At 65.2% G+C, this 16,630-nt stretch carries 16 protein-coding genes and 1 other RNA gene; 9 read left to right on the forward strand and 8 right to left on the reverse strand.

Going from position 1 to position 16,630, the window contains the following annotated elements; translation table 11 throughout:
- Nucleotides 1-542: 542 nt before the first annotated feature.
- The 6 genes from gcvP to CGX12_RS00240 all read right to left on the reverse strand — a co-directional run bounded on the left by gcvP (nt 543) and on the right by CGX12_RS00240 (nt 8,484).
- On the reverse strand, nt 543-3,425 hold the full coding sequence (gcvP, locus tag CGX12_RS00215; protein ID WP_094037886.1) for an aminomethyl-transferring glycine dehydrogenase: 2,883 nt from the start codon (nt 3,423-3,425) through the stop codon (nt 543-545).
- A gap of 232 nt (nt 3,426-3,657) precedes the next feature.
- The gene (gene gcvH, locus CGX12_RS00220; RefSeq protein ID WP_094037887.1) at nt 3,658-4,047 is read right to left on the reverse strand and encodes a glycine cleavage system protein GcvH; all 390 of its coding nucleotides are present in this window, start codon (nt 4,045-4,047) and stop codon (nt 3,658-3,660) included.
- A 19-nt stretch (nt 4,048-4,066) separates the two neighbouring features.
- The gene (gcvT, locus tag CGX12_RS00225; protein ID WP_094037888.1) at nt 4,067-5,170 is read right to left on the reverse strand and encodes a glycine cleavage system aminomethyltransferase GcvT; all 1,104 of its coding nucleotides are present in this window, start codon (nt 5,168-5,170) and stop codon (nt 4,067-4,069) included.
- Between the two features lie 320 nt (nt 5,171-5,490).
- Nucleotides 5,491-6,702, reverse strand: a complete 1,212-nt coding sequence (locus tag CGX12_RS00230) for an FAD-dependent monooxygenase (RefSeq protein WP_094037889.1) — start codon at nt 6,700-6,702, stop codon at nt 5,491-5,493.
- A 3-nt stretch (nt 6,703-6,705) separates the two neighbouring features.
- Entirely contained in the window at nt 6,706-7,896 is a 1,191-nt protein-coding gene (gene ubiH, locus CGX12_RS00235) for a 2-octaprenyl-6-methoxyphenyl hydroxylase (RefSeq protein WP_094037890.1), read from the reverse strand.
- Nucleotides 7,897-7,917: 21 nt separating this feature from the next.
- Nucleotides 7,918-8,484 (reverse strand): UPF0149 family protein, encoded by a 567-nt coding sequence (locus CGX12_RS00240; protein ID WP_094037891.1) that lies wholly within the window; start codon nt 8,482-8,484, stop codon nt 7,918-7,920.
- A 149-nt stretch (nt 8,485-8,633) separates the two neighbouring features.
- Here CGX12_RS00240 and CGX12_RS00245 point away from each other — a divergent pair, with 149 nt between their 5' ends.
- Both CGX12_RS00245 and ssrS read left to right on the forward strand, forming a co-directional pair.
- Complete coding sequence (locus tag CGX12_RS00245; RefSeq protein WP_094037892.1) at nt 8,634-8,933, forward strand: cell division protein ZapA; 300 nt, start codon at nt 8,634-8,636, stop codon at nt 8,931-8,933.
- Between the two features lie 17 nt (nt 8,934-8,950).
- Nucleotides 8,951-9,132: non-coding RNA, 6S RNA (gene ssrS, locus CGX12_RS00250), on the forward strand.
- 72 nt (nt 9,133-9,204) lie between these two features.
- Here the strand turns inward: ssrS and CGX12_RS00255 are convergent.
- Complete coding sequence (locus CGX12_RS00255) at nt 9,205-9,750, reverse strand: DUF2231 domain-containing protein (protein ID WP_094037893.1); 546 nt, start codon at nt 9,748-9,750, stop codon at nt 9,205-9,207.
- Nucleotides 9,747-11,177, reverse strand: a complete 1,431-nt coding sequence (locus CGX12_RS00260) for an ethylbenzene dehydrogenase-related protein (RefSeq protein ID WP_094037894.1) — start codon at nt 11,175-11,177, stop codon at nt 9,747-9,749. Before CGX12_RS00260 ends, CGX12_RS00255 begins: the two co-directional genes overlap by 4 nt.
- Nucleotides 11,178-11,397: 220 nt before the next feature.
- On the opposite strand from CGX12_RS00260, the gene CGX12_RS00265 reads away from it, so the two are divergent.
- From CGX12_RS00265 to CGX12_RS00295, 7 genes are all read left to right on the forward strand, one after another.
- Nucleotides 11,398-11,628: a VF530 family protein gene (locus tag CGX12_RS00265; RefSeq protein WP_094037895.1), complete on the forward strand. Its 231-nt coding sequence runs from the start codon at nt 11,398-11,400 to the stop codon at nt 11,626-11,628.
- A 69-nt stretch (nt 11,629-11,697) separates the two neighbouring features.
- Nucleotides 11,698-12,276, forward strand: a complete 579-nt coding sequence (locus CGX12_RS00270; RefSeq protein ID WP_094037896.1) for a 5-formyltetrahydrofolate cyclo-ligase — start codon at nt 11,698-11,700, stop codon at nt 12,274-12,276.
- A 66-nt stretch (nt 12,277-12,342) separates the two neighbouring features.
- Nucleotides 12,343-13,002, forward strand: a complete 660-nt coding sequence (gene rpiA / locus CGX12_RS00275; RefSeq protein WP_094037897.1) for a ribose-5-phosphate isomerase RpiA — start codon at nt 12,343-12,345, stop codon at nt 13,000-13,002.
- Between the two features lie 181 nt (nt 13,003-13,183).
- Nucleotides 13,184-13,939 carry a molybdate ABC transporter substrate-binding protein gene (gene modA, locus CGX12_RS00280; protein WP_094037898.1) on the forward strand — a complete coding sequence of 252 codons (756 nt, stop codon included), beginning with the start codon at nt 13,184-13,186 and terminating at the stop codon, nt 13,937-13,939.
- A 109-nt stretch (nt 13,940-14,048) separates the two neighbouring features.
- Nucleotides 14,049-14,726: a molybdate ABC transporter permease subunit gene (gene modB / locus CGX12_RS00285; protein WP_217898099.1), complete on the forward strand. Its 678-nt coding sequence runs from the start codon at nt 14,049-14,051 to the stop codon at nt 14,724-14,726.
- Nucleotides 14,723-15,790, forward strand: a complete 1,068-nt coding sequence (gene modC, locus CGX12_RS00290; RefSeq protein WP_094037900.1) for a molybdenum ABC transporter ATP-binding protein — start codon at nt 14,723-14,725, stop codon at nt 15,788-15,790. The genes modB and modC overlap by 4 nt, the downstream gene beginning before the upstream one ends.
- Nucleotides 15,791-15,855: 65 nt before the next feature.
- The gene (locus CGX12_RS00295) at nt 15,856-16,629 is read left to right on the forward strand and encodes a TOBE domain-containing protein (protein ID WP_094037901.1); all 774 of its coding nucleotides are present in this window, start codon (nt 15,856-15,858) and stop codon (nt 16,627-16,629) included.
- The last annotated feature ends 1 nt before the right edge of the window (nt 16,630 follow it).

Consider the following 16,630-nt stretch of genomic DNA (forward strand, 5'->3'; position numbering starts at 1 on the left):
CACGCTTCAAGCACAGGCTAACCAACCCTAGGGCACCGATCAGTTTAAATCACCTGTAGGCGCCCGTTTACGTGGCGCAAACCCGTACGAGCGGGCATAAGGCTACCGCTTTCGGTCGAAGGCATTGTTGATTCTGACAAAGCAGAGGCCGTCGGCCAAAGGGTGCTACTCCTCCGGCACGCCGTAAACCCATCCCTGGGGGCTCCGCCGCGCCCTCCCTGGCGCGGAGGGCCGGCGGAGCAGTACCCTTTGTCCTCCCTATCGCACCGCAGCTGCCTGCTGGCACCACCTTCAGACAGCGCCGGGGTTTGAAAGAGGCAACAGGGATGGCCTCCGCCGACCGTCACATGCCAGGGACGGCATGTGCCGAGCGCCACAGGGATGTGCTTGCAGCGTGTCAGCGGAGGTTGCCCTGTTGACTCTTTTCTACGTTGCAACAGACAACAAATAGCAGATTGAACGATTTTTAAACTGATCGGTGCTCTAGGCAAACAAAAGGGCGCCTCGCGGGCGCCCTTGTCGTTATCCAGAACCTGGTGCTCTTATTCGCCGTAGGCCTCGGTGGGCAGGCAGCTGCAGAACAGGTTGCGGTCGCCGTAGACGTCGTCGATGCGGTTCACGGTCGGCCAGAACTTGGAGCGGCGCACCTCGACCGAGGGGAACACCGCCTGCTCGCGGCTGTAGGCACGGTTCCATTCGGCGTCCATCACGTCGTCCTGGGTGTGCGGGGCATTGACCAGGGGGTTGTCCTCCAGGGTCCACTGGCCGCTCTGCACTTGGCGCATCTCCTCGCGGATCTGCTTCATGGCATGGATAAAGCGGTCGATTTCCACCTTGGACTCGGACTCAGTCGGCTCGATCATCAGGGTGCCGGCCACCGGGAAGCTCATGGTCGGCGCATGGAAGCCGTAGTCCATCAGGCGCTTGGCCACGTCCATCTCGCTGATGCCGCACTCTTCCTTCAGCGGACGCAGATCCACGATGCACTCGTGGGCCACCCGGTCGTTGCGGCCGGTGTAGAGGATGGGGAAGTCCTCGGCCAGGCTTTTCATCAGGTAGTTGGCGTTGAGGATGGCCACCTGGGTGGAACGCTTGAGGCCTTCGTCGCCCAGCATGGCAACGTACATCCAGCTGATCGGCAGTATGCTGGCGGAGCCGAAGGGGGCCGCGGACACGGCGCCGTTGTCGCGGCTTTCCTTGCCGGTCTTGACCACGGCGTGGCCGGCCACGAAGGGTGCCAGGTGCGCCTTGACGCCGATGGGACCCATGCCGGGGCCGCCGCCGCCGTGGGGAATGGCGAAGGTCTTGTGCAGGTTGAGGTGCGACACGTCGGAGCCGATAAAGCCGGGCGAGGTGATGCCCACCTGGGCATTCATGTTGGCGCCGTCCATGTACACCTGGCCGCCGTAGCTGTGGATGATGTCACAGATCTCGCGGATGCTTTCCTCGTACACCCCGTGGGTGGAGGGATAGGTGGCCATGATGCAGGCCAGGTTCTCGCCCGCCTCGGCGGCCTTGGCCTTGAGGTCGGCCATGTCGACGTTGCCCTTCTTGTCGCAGGCCACCACTATGACCTTCATGTTGACCATCTGGGCCGACGCCGGGTTGGTGCCGTGGGCCGAACTCGGGATCAGGCAGATGTCGCGGTGCCCCTCATTGCGGGACTCGTGGTACTTCTTGATGGCCAGGAGGCCGGCGTATTCGCCCTGGGCGCCGGAGTTGGGCTGAATGCAGATGGCGTCGTAACCGGTGACCTTCACCAGCCAGTCTTCCAGCTCGCCGATCATCTGCTGGTAGCCGACCGTCTGATCCAGGGGCGCGAAGGGGTGGATCTGGGCGAACTCGGGCCAGCTCACCGGCACCATTTCGGCGGTGGCGTTGAGCTTCATGGTGCAGGAGCCGAGCGAGATCATGCCGTAGTTGAGCGCCAGATCCTTCATTTCCAGCTTGTGGATGTAGCGCAGCATCTCGCTTTCGGAGTGATACTGGTTGAACACCTCGTGGCTGAGGATGGGCTCGTCGCGCAGCAGGGCGGCGGGAATGGAGCCGGTACCCTTGGCGGCGACGGCGTCCAGCGCCTCCACCTCCAGGCCGTGGCCTGCCCCCAGGAAGAGGTCGAACAGCTCCGCCACATCGGCGCGGGTGGTGGTTTCGGACAGGGACACGCCCAGGGCGCCGTCCAGGTCGGTGCGCAGGTTGACGCCGGCGGCCAGGGCGCGGGCGACGATGGCGTCCTTGTCATTGGTGACGATGGTCAGGGTGTCGAACCAGCTGTCATGCTTCAATTGCACGCCCTTGGACTTGAGGCCCAGGGCCAGGATGTCGGTCAGGCGGTGGGTCCGCTCGGCGATGCGCTTCAGGCCTTCGGGACCGTGGTAGACGGCGAAGAAGCTGGACATGTTGGCCAGCAGCACCTGGGCGGTACAGATGTTGGAGTTGGCCTTTTCCCGGCGGATGTGCTGCTCGCGGGTCTGCATCGCCATGCGCAGGGCCGGCTTGCCGCGGGTATCCCTGGACACGCCGATGATACGGCCCGGCAGGGAGCGCTTGTGCTCGTCGCGGGTGGCGAAGAAGGCGGCGTGGGGACCGCCGTAGCCCATGGGCACGCCGAAGCGCTGGGCGTTGCCCAGCACCACGTCGGCACCCAGCTGGCCCGGGGCCTTGAGCAGCACCAGCGACAGGATGTCGGCGGCGACGCAGGCGATGCCCTTCTGGCTTTGCACCTTGGCGATCAGGGCCTGGATGTCGCGGATCTGGCCGGTAGTGGACGGGTACTGGAACAGGGCACCGAACAGTTCGTGCTCCACCACCGCCTCGGCGGGGGCCACGACAATGTCGAAACCGTAATGTTCGGCCCGCTCGCGCACCACGTCGATGGTCTGGGGATGGACGTCATCGGCGATAAAGAAGGTGTTGGCCTTCTTGTTCTTGCTCACCCGCTTGGCCAGGGCCATGGCCTCGGCGGCGGCGGTGGCTTCGTCCAGCAGCGAGGCGCTGGCCAGGGGCAGGCCGGTGAGATCCTGGGTCATTTGCTGGAAGTTGAGCAGCGCTTCCAGGCGGCCCTGGGCGATCTCCGGCTGGTAGGGGGTATAGGCGGTATACCAGCCCGGGTTTTCCAGCACGTTGCGCTGGATCACCAGGGGCACATGGGTATCGTGGTAGCCCATGCCGATATAGCTCTTGTACACCTTGTTCTGCTGGGCCAGGGACTTCAGGTAGGCCAGGGCCTCCACTTCGGTCCGGCTTTCACCGATGCCCAGCGGCTGATCGTTCAGGATGCTGGCGGGTACGGTCTGGCGGATCAAATCGTCCAGGGACTCGGCGCCCACCACCGCCAGCATCTCGGCCACTTCCTGCTCGGAAGGCCCGACATGGCGGCCGATGAATGCGTTGTTCTGCTCAAGTTCTAACAAAGACTGGGTCATTTTCTTTCACTTCCTTAATAGGCCGGCAGCAGAGGGGCTTCCGGACCGGCAATGCGGCAGTTCAGAGGAGGACAAAGGGAACGGCTCCGCCGACCGTCACCTGCCAGGGATGGCAGGTGCGAGCGTACAGGGAGGTATTCACAGCGTGTCGGCGGAGCTGGCCCTTTGGCCGACCTGCAGCGAAAGTTCAGACTTTGTCGATACAATAAGCCCCCAAAAAGGGGGCCTGGGATCACTCTTCCTCGATGCTGTTCTCGTAGCCTTCGGCATCCAGCAGCTCGTCCAGATCGGACTCGTCGGCGAGCTTGATACGGAACAACCAGCCATCGCCGTAAGGGTCGGAGTTGACCAGCTCGGGGCTGTCTTCCAGATCCTCGTTCACGGCGATGATCTCACCGCTGACCGGGGCATAGATGTCGGACGCGGCCTTGACGGACTCGGCCACGGCGCAGTCTTCGCCCACGTCCACGGTGCGGCCCACTTCGGGCAGCTCAACAAACACCATATCACCCAACAGATCCTGCGCATGCTCGGTAATACCGACCACGGCTTCACCGTTTCCTTCCAGCCGTACCCATTCGTGAGAGCGGGCATACTTCAATTCACTGGGGATATTGCTCATCAGTTGTTCCTCTTGATTCTTAAAACTCGGCGACCGCTTGGCCGAACCGTACGAAAGTCGGCTTCACCACGGAGACCGGCATCCATTTTTTACGCAGTTCCACTTCGGCATTGGCGCCTATGGAGCGCGGAACCCGCGCCAGGGCAATGCTGAAACCCAGTGTAGGCGAGAAGGTGCCGGAAGTGATAATGCCTTGTTGTTCATTACCTTGCTCATCGACAAAGCGCACCGGGGTACCGGCGCGCAACACGCCTTTTTCCTTCATCACCAGGCCCACCAGCTTGGGTTGGTCACCGGCCGCGCGCTGGGCTTCCAGCGCCTGGCGGCCGATAAAATCGCGCTCGGCGGGCTCCCAGGCAATGGTCCAGGCCATGTTGGCGGCCAGGGGAGAAATGGTTTCATCCATGTCCTGGCCGTACAGGTTCATGCCCGCTTCCAGGCGCAGGGTATCCCGGGCGCCCAGGCCGCAGGGGCGCACGCCGGCGTCCTTGAGCGCGTTCCACAGGGCCGCGGCTTCGTCGGCGGGGACCACGATTTCATAGCCGTCTTCCCCGGTGTAGCCGGTGGTGGCGATAAAGAGGGAGCCTGCCTGCACCCCGAAGAAGGGTTTCATGCCGTCCACGGCGGCGTTCTGCCCGGCGCTGAACACGGTGGCCGCCTTGGCCTTGGCGTTGGGGCCCTGCACCGCGATCATGGCCAGCTCGGGCCGCTCGGTAAGGGTCACGTCGAAGCCCGTCGCCTGTGTGGTCATCCAGGCCAGGTCTTTCTCGCGGGTGGCGGAGTTGACGATCATGCGGTAGTCGTCGTCGGCGAAGTAATAGGTGATCAGATCATCGATGACGCCGCCCTGCTCGTTGAGCATGCCGCTGTACACGGCCTTGCCGGGCTGGGTCAGGCGGCCCACGTCGTTGGCCAGCAGCTTCTGCAGGAAGGCCTTGGCCTGGCTGCCCTTGACGTCCACTATGGTCATGTGGGAGACGTCGAACATGCCGGCGTCCTGGCGCACCGCGTGGTGTTCTTCCAGCTGGGAGCCGTAGTTGATGGGCATGTCCCAACCGTGAAAATCCACCATCTTGGCACCGGCTTCCAGGTGCTGGGGGTGCAGAACTGTTTGCTGAGTCATGGCGCTTCCTTTTGTTTGAGGCCTGGCCTGTGAGCGATAATCCGGTATTGCCCCCCGATTATACTCAAGCCGGCCCGGGATAGAACCGAACCACACTCAAAAAAAACTTATCGTTTTATTTTTGTAGCCAAAAAGTAAGCGGGGACAGGGTAGCTGTTTTAACGAAAGAAAGCGTTTAACTAAGAATTAAATTTCAATTATTAACAAAAAATCAATATTAAAATTATGCAAAACCCTTCCAGTAAGCATAAGCACAAATGCTTTGACCAAAGGGCATCAAAAATAAGCCCCAGAAAAACTAATCACAAAAATCAATCGGATTAGTTTTTCTCAAGGCTGGAAAGCGCGGGCTGCAGGCCGTCAATGCCGAGTGCCTGGGCCGCCAGCCGCCGTTTGAACGGCGTCAGCCGGTCGGTCAGGCCCAGTCCCAGGCCCCTCAGCCCCTGTACCAGGGGGTGGCTGGCGCCGAACAGCCGCTTGAGGCCTTCCATCGCCGCCAGCAGGGTGGCCGCTTCCGCCTTGCGCCAGCGCTCGAAGGATCTCAGCCCCGCCAGGGCGCCGATGTCCCTCCCCTGACCGTGCAGGCGGGTCAGGGTCTCGGCCAGGGCGGCGGCGTCCTGCAGCCCCAGGTTGACCCCCTGCCCCGCCAGCGGGTGTATGGTGTGGGCGGCGTCGCCGATCAGCGCCCAGCGCGGGCCGCAAAACTGCTGGCTGAAACGGGCCCGCAAGGGGATCGCCATGCGCGGCCCCAGCACGGTGCACAGGCCCAGGCGCAGATCGAAGGCGTGGGACAGCTGCTTGTTGAACTCGGCCTCGGGCAGGGCCGCCAGGGCCTCGGCCCGCTCCGGAGCACAGGACCAGACGATGGAGCACTGATGCGCGTCCGCCAGCGGCAGGAAGGCCAGGATGTCGTCGCCGCGAAAGATCTGCCGGGCGGTGCGGCCATGGGGCTCGGCCGTGGCCACGGTCGCCACCAGGGCGCTGTGATCGTAGTCCCACTCGGTCATGCCCGGCTGCAACTGGCCACGCAGCCAGGAGCGGGCGCCGTCGGCCCCCACCAGCAGGCGGCCGGTGAGGGGGGTGCCGTTGTCGAGCAGCACGAAGGCCCCCTGCTCGCTCACCGACAGCGACGCCGCCCGGGCCGGCAGGTGCAGGCTGATATGGGGGCATTGCCGGGCCCGGGCCAGCAGGGACTGCTGCAACAGCCGGTTTTCCACGATATGGCCGAGGTGGGGCTGGTGCAGCAGGGCGGAAGAGAAACCGATGCGGGCGAAGCTGTCCGCCTCCCACACCTCCATCTCGGTATAGGGACCGAGCCGGCCGCTGTCGCCCGGCCAGGCGCCGAGCCGCTCCAGCAGGGTCTGGGAAGCCAGGTTGATGGCGCTGACCCTGTTGTCGGGAATGGCGGGCAGTTCGCCCTCCTCCTGCTGCCCCTCGATCACCGCCACCCTGAGCCCGCTGTGCTCCAGGGCCAGCGCCAGGGTCAGTCCGACCATGCCGCCACCGATAAGGATGATGTCCGCCGCTTGCATTGCTTACCTCTTGCCCATGGCCCGCCAGGCCAGTTGACTCTTGAAGGAAGGGCAGGCCGCCATGGCCGTCAGCCCCAGGTTGCGCCCGGCCGCCAGGGCCGGGTGATCGCTTGAGAACAGCAGCGCCAGGGCCGTGGTCAGGCCGACGATGGCGGCCTGATCCAGCTGCCGCGCCCGGCCGTAGCCCGACAACACGCCATGGCTGCCGATATCCCGCCCGTCGGCCAGGGCTTGTCGCAGGGCCGCCACCAGGGCGGCCACGTCGCGCAGCCCCAGGTTGAACCCCTGGCCGGCGATGGGGTGCAGCAGGTGGGCGGCATTGCCCACCAGCACCAGCCGGTGGTGCCAGGGCCGCTCCACCTCGTCCAGCACCAGGGGGTAGCGGTGGCGCTCGCCGGTGCGCACCAGGCGGCCCAGGCGGTAGCCGAACTCCCGCTGCAGGGCGGCGAGAAAGGCCGCATCATCCAGCGCCATCAGTGCTTTCGCCCGTTCGTGACTGGCGCACCACACCAAAGAACTGCGCCCCTGGCTCATGGGCAGCAGGGCGATGGGCCCCTCGGGGGTGAAGCGTTCGAAGGCCCGCCCCCGGTGGGGCTCGGCGCTTTCCACGTTGGCGATCACCGCGCACTGGCCGTAGTCCAGCTGGCGGCAGGGCAGCCGCAGTTGCCGGCGCACCAGGGAGCGGTTGCCGTCGGCCGCCACCAGCAGGGCGGCGCTGAAGGCGGCGCCGTCGTCCAGGGTCAGCGCTATGTTATCGGGCTGCTGGACAAATTCCTTGATCCTGGCCGGGCACAGCAGCCGGATATTGGGTCGCTCGGCCATCTGCCGGTAGAGCCCCTGCCCCACCGGGGTCAGTTCCACCACATAGCCCAGGGCCGGCACCCGGTATTCGGACGCCGTCATCTCCACCCGGCCGAAATGGCCCCGGTCGGATACCTGGATATGGGTGATGGGCGTGGCCAGGGGAGCCAGCCGCGCCCAGAGTCCCAGCTGTTCCAGCAGCTCACGGCTGTGCCAGGCCAGGGCGATGCTGCGGGCATCGAAACCGGGATGGGCATCGAAGTCGGGCGGCGCCGCTTCGATCACGGCGATGGACAGGGAGGAGCCGTCGGGCCGGCGCAGGGCGGCCAGCCCCAGGGCCAGGACGGCGCCGGCCATGCCGGCGCCGTTGATTACCACGTCAAAATGGGTCATAGGCGGTTGCGGTAACAGGGATCAGTGCAGGGTGGGACGCCGGGGCGCGGGCTGACCCTTGCCGAATTCCTCGAAGGCCAGGGTGGCGCCCAGTTTCAGGTGCTCGTAGAGCACGGTGTAGGCCGCTTCGCTCTCTTCGTCTTCCTGCTCGAATTCGCCGGAGACCTGGGTGATGTTGCTGATGTCCTGGATCATCTCCTGCAGCTCGGGCGAGGCCTTGTTCAGCTCCTGCTGCACCACCCCGAAACCGGCCAGGAAGGCGCCGGCCCATTCCATCATGGCATCCAGCCGCTCGTCGAGGGGCTGGTCGTCGTCCGGCATCAGCAGCTCCAGCCGGTGCTGGCTCAGCAGATCCTCGTACACCCGGTAGAACAGCAGGTTGACCGCCTTCTTCAACTCGGCCGGCAGGCCGAAACCGTCATTCAGCAAATCGTTGAAATGCTGCTGCCAGCGGGCGTCGTCCTTGGCCATGCCGCCGCAGATCAGGCCGCAGATAACGCCGTGCACCTCGGCGGCGGTGGCCACCATGTTGTGTTCTTCCAGCAGGGAGGTGAAGGCGTCATAGTCGAGACGGGCGTTGTCGTTCATCATTTACTCGATTGGCGAAAAGGTGGCACATATTACTGCGGATCCTAGCACTGTGGCCCGGTCCAGGCCAGCAACCCCTTGAAACTTCTGGAACGCCACTATATAGTCGCCACAATTTTATTGCCCATTGCACGCCACCTGAGGACCACATGACCACAGCGGCAATCGACATCGTTATACTCGGGCGCCCGTACAAGGTGGCCTGCCCCGTCGGACAGGAAGCGGCATTGCATAGGGCGGCCAACATGCTCAACGAGCGGATCCGCAATTTCAAGCAGGGCGGCAAGTCGGCTTCCAACGAGCAAATCGCCATCATGCTGGCGCTCAATGTCTGCCACGAGCTCGAGCTTGAAAAGGACAAGAACAATCAGTACGCTGATGCCATGGATAAGCGCATCAAGATGCTGCAGCATACCATCGAGGAAGCGCTGGCCAGCAAAGTCGGTTAAGCGTTACAATCAGTTTGTTTTCCCTGGGGTGTCCGTCAGTGGGTGGCGTCCCTGAGCCGATATCGACAGCAAAGGAAAGTCGCGTTATTTGCTATTGAGCAAGCTCGGCCCGACCGAGACGCCTGCGGCAGATACCGGGTTTCCGCCTTGAACCATAGGGTTCAAGGACTAACACCTGCAACGGCACTCCGGGGACCCTTCTCCAACCGAATCCTCCCTATTTCAGGCGGCACCGAAACAAATGCCCGGCCCCGCCCGTGGTTGTCCCTTATTACCTCCGCTTGTTGCCCAGGCCGCCGATCAGGCAAAGCCCTCCGAGCGCCAGCAGCAGCAACAGGGCCCAGTAAGGCAGGTAGAAGGTACCGTAGAGGTTCCAGCCCAGTCGCTCCAGCAGGTGGGACATGGCCGTCGGCGCCCCGGCCAGGTGCCCGCCCAGGGTGCCGGTGATGGCGAACAGGCCGCTGCCGACCAGCGCCAGCACCACCAGCACGGCGCCTCGCCCGCCGCTGAAGGCCTGCTCGCCGCCCCGCCAGACCAGCAGGGTGATCCCCGTCCACAAGGCGGTGGCCCAGAGTGCCATCAGCAGGTGGTTGCGCGTCAGCGGACTGTTGAGGCTGGCCTCCATCGGCCATACCAGCAGGCCGCTCGCTATCCCCGCCAGGGCTCCCAGCCAGGCCAGGGCCAGCACCGCCAGCACCCCGCAACGGCAGAGCCGACCCGCGGCTCCCCGTACCCCTACCCCCAGCAGCAGCATCAGGGCGGCCAGGGCCCAGAGCGCCAGCGGAAAATGAACCAGCATATGATGCATGCCTGTCATGCTTTCTCTCCCTTGAAGGTGCCGAAGTGCCGGCGCAGGCCGAGCCAGAGCCCCAGCATCAGTACCAGGCCTGCGATCAGGGTCAGCCGCCACTGGCGGATGATTTCGTCATTGAATTCCATCTCCACCCCGTAGATGGCCAGCTGTCGCTCGCTGTGCCGGGGGCGCACCGGGGCTCCCGCCGCGATGTCGGGAGCCCCGGCGTGGGCCCGGCTGATCAGCAGGGGCCAGTTGACCTGACCAGGATAAAAGAGAGTGATGTCGGTCCAGCCCTCCTCCGGCCAGTCGGGCCGGTCGCCGCTGAAATAGCGGGCGGACAGGTCGGCCTCCCGTCCCCGCCCCAGGGTGTGGGGGTGCGAGACATAGTGCCAGCGGCTGCCGGTGGCGTCCCGGTGCACCGCAAACGCCAGATCGTAGCGCCCCTGGGGATGAAAGGCCTTGTCGTCCAGCGGGTTGCCGGTATCCAGCGCCCGCGTCAGGGTGACATCCCACCAGCCCGCCTGCCAGCGCCCCTGGCCCTGCACGGTAATGTCGCCCCGGGAGCCCTGCCCCTCCCGCAGCAGGCGGCGCGGTATCACATCGTCCTGCTGCCAGGGATGGTCGGGGTCGAAGGGCTTGGCCAGGGCGTCGGACAGGTAATAGATGCCGTCGAAGTCGACCGCCTCCGCCTGGACCTGCTGCCAGCGCAGGGCGTCGATGCCCGCCTTGTCGCGGTCGAACATGAACAGGGGCTGCTGGTGCTGCGGATCCCAGTTGTCGGTGAAGGCTCCCCGACCGGCATCGCTGAGCCGGTGCTCGGCCACCAGCTGGTCATCGGACATGCCCACCGCATTGGAGCGGCCGGCCCGCCAGTGCCAGAGATCGAGGAAGTAGCCGGCGGCCCGCTGCGCCGCCAGTTCCGGCTCCGGCTTCAGGCTGCGCCAGTCGGCCGGGTCATGGCGGGTCTCCGGCAGGTGTTTCTGCACCTCGTTGGTGCCGAGCTTCCGGCCCAGGTGGGGATGGGCGGCCACCTCGTCCTTGTCGGCCTGGTCGGTAAAAAAACGCATGCCGGCGCCCACGGTAATGTAGCCGCCATAGCGCCCGAATTCCGGTACCCGGCCGTCATCCACCAGCATGGTGACCCTGTCTTCATAGGTACCGTCGGGATCCGGGCCCACCCGGGAGGCCCCATGGCGCACCCAGAGCCCGTCCTGGTAGCGCAGCATGTCGTGGTAGACATGGGGCCGGTCCGCCGGCCAGCGATAACGGAAGAATATCCGCTCGTCGTTGTAGGCCACCTGGACCCGAAGCGGCATGGTCAGCTTGTCCGGTATCCAGATATTGCGTCCGGGATCCGCTTTCACCACCCCCTTGCCCTGGCTGACCCAGGCCACGGCCAGCCCCGCCAGGAAGCAGGCCACCACCACCGGCATTCGTTGCAGCAGCATCTTGAACTCCTTTTTCCATGACTCTGGCGAGTCCGTTACAGTCCATTAACACCTCTTTGAGGGTAGCCGCCTTTGGCAAAAACAGACTTGTTCTGGATCATGCTGAAGGCCAAATGGAAATCGGACACTGCCGACGTGCGGGTTGCCGACATGCGGGTTGCCGAGCTGCGCCACCCTGCTACAATCGGCGCTGTTTTCACCCCATAACAGGCGCCCATCGATGGCAGAGCAACCCAATAATCCCCTGCACGGCATCACCCTGGAAGCCCTGCTGACCGAGCTGGTCGAACGCTACGGCTGGGAAGAGCTGGCCCGTCGGGTCAATATCAACTGCTTCAAGCAGGATCCCAGCATCAAGTCCAGCCTCAAGTTCCTGCGCCGCACCCCCTGGGCCCGCACCCAGGTGGAAGAACTGTACCTGCGCCTGAAAAACAGCCCCTGGCATCGCTGACGGCCGCTTTGCATTGCCGGCGAAGACTGCGATAAGCTGCCGTTAGTCTCTTTTTTACCGGAACCCGCCATGACTGACAGACACCAGATCAGGCAGCAGATACGCCAGGCCCGCCGCCGGCTGACCGAGGCCGAACAGGACGCCGCGGCCCGCACCATCGCAGAGCGGGTGGCCGACACCCCTCACCTGGCCTCGGCCCGGCGGGTGGCACTGTACCTGGCCAACGACGGCGAACTCGACCCCCAGCCGCTGATCGACTGGTACTGGTCCCGGGGCGCCCAGGTCTACCTGCCGGTACTGCACCACTTCAGCCCGGGCCACCTGCTCTTTCTGCGCTACGATCCGGACACGGCGCTCATCGCCAACCGCTTCGGCATTCCCGAGCCCCGGCTCGATGTACGCCTGCTGCTGCCCAAGGCGGAGCTGGAGCTTATCTACACCCCCCTGGTGGCCTTCGACGCCGCCGGCAACCGCATGGGCATGGGCGGCGGCTTCTACGACAGGACCCTGTCCGGCTGGCACCGGGGTCAGGGTCCGCGCCCGGTGGGCCTGGCCCACGACTGCCAGCAACTGGCCGCTATTCCCACCGACCACTGGGACGTGCCCCTGCCCGAGCTGCTCACGCCCAACCGGCACTGGCGCTGGTAAAAGCCGCATGCAAGCAGGGCCGCCTTTGCTATAATGCGCGGCACTTTTGCAGGAGACAGCACAGCCATGACACAAGACGAAATGAAAAAGGCCGCCGGCTGGGCGGCGCTGGAGTACGTGACCCCGGGCACCCTAGTGGGCGTGGGCACCGGCTCCACCGTCAACCACTTTATCGACGCCCTCGGCTCCATCAAGGACCAGATCAAGGGCGCCGTGTCCAGCTCCGAGGCCTCCACCGCCCGGCTGCAGCAACTGGGCATCGAAGTCTTCGATCTCAACGAGGTCGGCGAGCTGGCGGTCTATGTGGACGGCGCCGATGAAATCGACGGCTCCATGGCGATGATCAAGGGCGGCGGCGCGGCCCTGACCCGGGAGAAGATCGTGGCCGCCGTGGCCGACAAGTTCGTGTGCATCGTCGACGGCAGCAAAACCGTCGAGGTGCTGGGCGCCTTCCCGCTGCCGGTGGAAGTGATCCCCATGGCGCGGGAGTACGTGGCCCGGGAACTGGCCAAGCTCGGCGGCCGCCCCGTCTACCGGGAAGGGGTGGTTACCGACAACGGCAACCAGATCCTGGATGTGCACGGTCTCAAGATCACCGATCCCAAGGGCCTGGAGACCCGCATCAACGCCATCGTCGGCGTGGTCACCAACGGCCTCTTCGCCGAACGTGGCGCCGATGTGCTGCTGATCGGCACCCCCGAGGGCGTGGTGCGCAAGGGCGCCTGATCCCGCCCGGGCCAGGCGTTCTGTCTGGCCCTTCTCCTCCCGTTATACCCCCCTAATTATTTTCAAATAAAAACAGATCTTGCCAAGGGTTATATAACCCACTACATTACGCCAATCGCTATTATTTTTTTATACAGCGAAATATCACCCTCCCTGTTACCTTGGATGGAGTCAACACCCGATGACATGGATACTCGGTCTGCTGCTGGCCCTGGGGCTTTCCTTCACCGCCCAGGCGGAAAAGTTCACCATCGCCGCCGCCTCGGATCTGCGCTACGCCCTGGACGACATCCTCGAGGGGTACAAGGCCGAGCACCCGGACCAGCAGGTGGAGGTGATCTACGGCTCCTCCGGCAAGATGACCACCCAGATCATCAACGGCGCCCCCTATGATGTGTTCTTTTCCGCCGACATCGCCTTTCCCGAAAAACTCAAGGAGGAAGGCCTGACCGCCACCGAGCCGGAAGTCTACGCCATCGGCCGCATCGTGCTGTGGAGCAAGACCCAGGACGCCAGCCGGCTTACCCTGGCGGACCTGACCCGGGACGACATCAAGCGCATCGCCATCGCCCAGCCGGCCCATGCCCCCTACGGCGCCCGTGCCCAGGAAGCGATGACCGCGGTAGGCGTCTGGGAGCAGGTGCAAAACAAATTGGTGTTCGGGGAGAATATCGCCCACACCGCCCAGATGGTGGCGTCGGAGGCGGCCGATGTGGGCATCATCGCCCTCTCCCTGGCGCTTTTCCCGGATCTGGCGAGCCACGGCCATTACCTGATCGACGACCAGTTGCACCAGCCCCTGACCCAGGGCTATGTGGTGACCAAGAGGGCCGAGCACAACGAGGCGGCCAGGGGCTTCGCCCGCTACATGGCAACAGCACCGGCCCACGCCATCATGGAAAAATACGGCTTTCTGCTGCCCGATCAACAGCGCTAACATCTCCGGGCTCGGCTAACCCGCCGGCCCCGTTGAGCCCGTCCCCGCCACCTCGCGAGGCCGGGGCTCTTTCATGGAAGACGCGAAAGGATAAGTTGTTATGCTCAGCCTGAGTCCCAGCGACTGGGTCGCCATCCAGGTCACCCTCAAACTCTGCCTGTACAGCACCCTGATCCTGCTGGTCATCGCCACCCCCCTGGCCTGGTGGCTGGCCGGCCCTCGCTCCCCCCTGCGCATCGCGGTACAGGCACTGGTGGCCCTGCCCCTGGTGCTGCCGCCGACGGTGCTCGGCTTCTACCTGCTGATCACCCTGGGCCCCCGCGGCTGGGTCGGCGGCACCCTGGAGTCCCTGGGGCTCAATCATCTGGCCTTCACCTTCGAGGGCATACTGATAGGTTCGGTGATCTATTCCCTGCCCTTCGCGGTGCAACCCCTGCAGGAGGCCTTTACCGCCCTGGGCCGGCGCCCGCTGGAGGTGGCCGCCTCCCTCGGCGCCGGCCCCCTGGATCGCTTTTTTACCGTGCTGTTGCCGCTCAGCCGGGGCGGCTTCGTGATCGCCGCCACCCTCAGTTTCGCCCATACCCTGGGCGAGTTCGGGGTGATCCTGATGCTGGGCGGCAGCATCCCCGGCCAGACCAAGGTACTGTCCACCACCATCTACGATCACGCCGAAGCCATGAACTACGACGCGGCCCACAGCCTGTCGCTGCTGCTGCTGGTGTTCGCCTTCCTGGTGCTGTTCGTAGTCTATGCCGTCAGCCGCCGTTTCGAGAGCGTCCGCCTATGAGCCTTGTTGTCAAAGCCCGGTTGCAACGCCAGGATTTCGAGCTGGATGTGGATTTTTCCCTGCCACTGGACGGAGTCACCGCCCTGTTCGGCCGCTCCGGCTGCGGCAAGACCACGCTGCTGCGCCTGATTGCCGGCCTGGACAAAGTGCCGGAGGCCGAGGTCCGTTTCGGCGACCAGCGCTGGCAGCAGGGCCGCCACTTTCTGCCCCTGCACCGGCGGCGCATCGGCCTGGTGTTCCAGGAGCACAGTTTGCTGCCCCACCTGTCGGTGCGAGGCAACCTGGAGTACGGCCTGCGTCGCACCCCGGTGGCGGAGCGGCGCCTGAGCCTGGCCGAGGTGACGGCCATGCTGGGCATAGAGGCGCTGCTCGAGCGCACCATCGATCGGCTTTCCGGCGGCCAGCGCCAACGGGTGTCCCTGGGCCGGGCCCTGCTCGCCAGCCCCCGGCTGCTGCTGCTGGACGAACCCCTGTCGGCCCTGGATACCCAGACCAAGCGGGAGATCATGCCCTTCCTCTCCCGCCTGGCCCGGGAGGCCGGCGTGCCCATACTGATGGTGACCCATGCCCCGGAGGAGGTGGAGCGGCTGGCGGATCGGGTGCTGTTTATGAGCCGGGGACGGGTCGACGCCATTTCCCCCCTGCGGGAAGCCCTGGTGCGCCCCGATTCCCCCCTGTTCGACGAGGAAGGGCCGGTTTCCGTGCTGGAAGGCCGGCTGGGCGAGCGTGACCGGCACGGCCTTTATCCCTTCCACACGGCGGCCGCCACCCTCTGGGCCGGCGCCCGGGGCACCCCGCCCGCCACCAGCCGGCGCCTGCGCATCCTGGCCCGGGATGTCAGCCTGGCCCTGGAGGCGCCGGGGCGCCTCAGCATCCGCAACCGCCTGCCGGTGCACATCACACAAATCGGCCCGGTGGTGGAAGGTCACCAACTGGTGATCTGCCGGCTGGCCGACGGCCAGCCCCTGCTGGCGGAGCTGACCGCCTGGTCCGTGGCCGAGCTGGCCCTGGCCCCGGGCATGTCGGCCCAGGCCCTGATCAAGTCCATGGCCCTGCTGGAATAAGGCGCCGGGCAGTTGAGGCCGCCCGGCTTTCCGGGGACAATGCCCTTTTCACTCGGTAGATGAATATGGATCTGGAACTCCTGCTCAGCCTGCACCGCGAGGGTCGGCTGTTCGTCAACCCCAAGCGCATCCGCCTGCTGGAATGCATTCGCGCACAGGGCTCCATCAGCCAGGGCGCCAAGGCCGCCGGCATCAGCTACAAGTCGGCCTGGGACGCGGTGCGCGAGATGAACGAGCTGGCCGGACAGCCGGTGGTGGAGAGCGAGGCCGGCGGCAAGGGCGGCGGCGGCGCCCGCCTCACCCCCTATGGCGAGCGGCTGCTGAAAGTCTACAGCCTGCTGGCCCGGATAGAGCGGATGGCGGTGGACGCCCTGCAGGACGAGGCCGCCTCCCTCGACAGCCTGCTGGCGGTGGTGGCGCGCTTCGGCCTGCAGACCAGCGCCCGCAATCAGTTCTTCGCCCGGGTGGAAGGAATGGATCCGAGCGATCTCAGCCGCAAGGTCCGGCTGCGGCTGGACGGCGGCGCCCTGCTTTACGCGGACATCACCGAACAAAGCTGCCGGCGGCTGGGACTGGCGCCGGGCAAGGAGGTGCTGGCGCTGATCAAGGCGCCCTGGGTCGCCGTTGAAACGGCGCCAGCCGACGACACCCGCAACCGCCTGGCCGGCGCCATCGTCGAGGTGGCCAGCGGCGAGCAGTTCAACGAAATTACCCTGCGACTGGATCAGGGCCATGAGATCCACGCCCTGCGCCCGGCGCAGGAACCCCTGCCCGCCCCGGGCAGCCGCGCCTTCGCCTGCTTCGCCCCCGACCAGGTGATCCTCGCCACCCTGGGTTAAA

It is taken from the genome of Zobellella denitrificans (assembly GCF_002237365.1).
GTDB classification, from domain to species: domain Bacteria; phylum Pseudomonadota; class Gammaproteobacteria; order Enterobacterales; family Aeromonadaceae; genus Oceanimonas; species Oceanimonas denitrificans.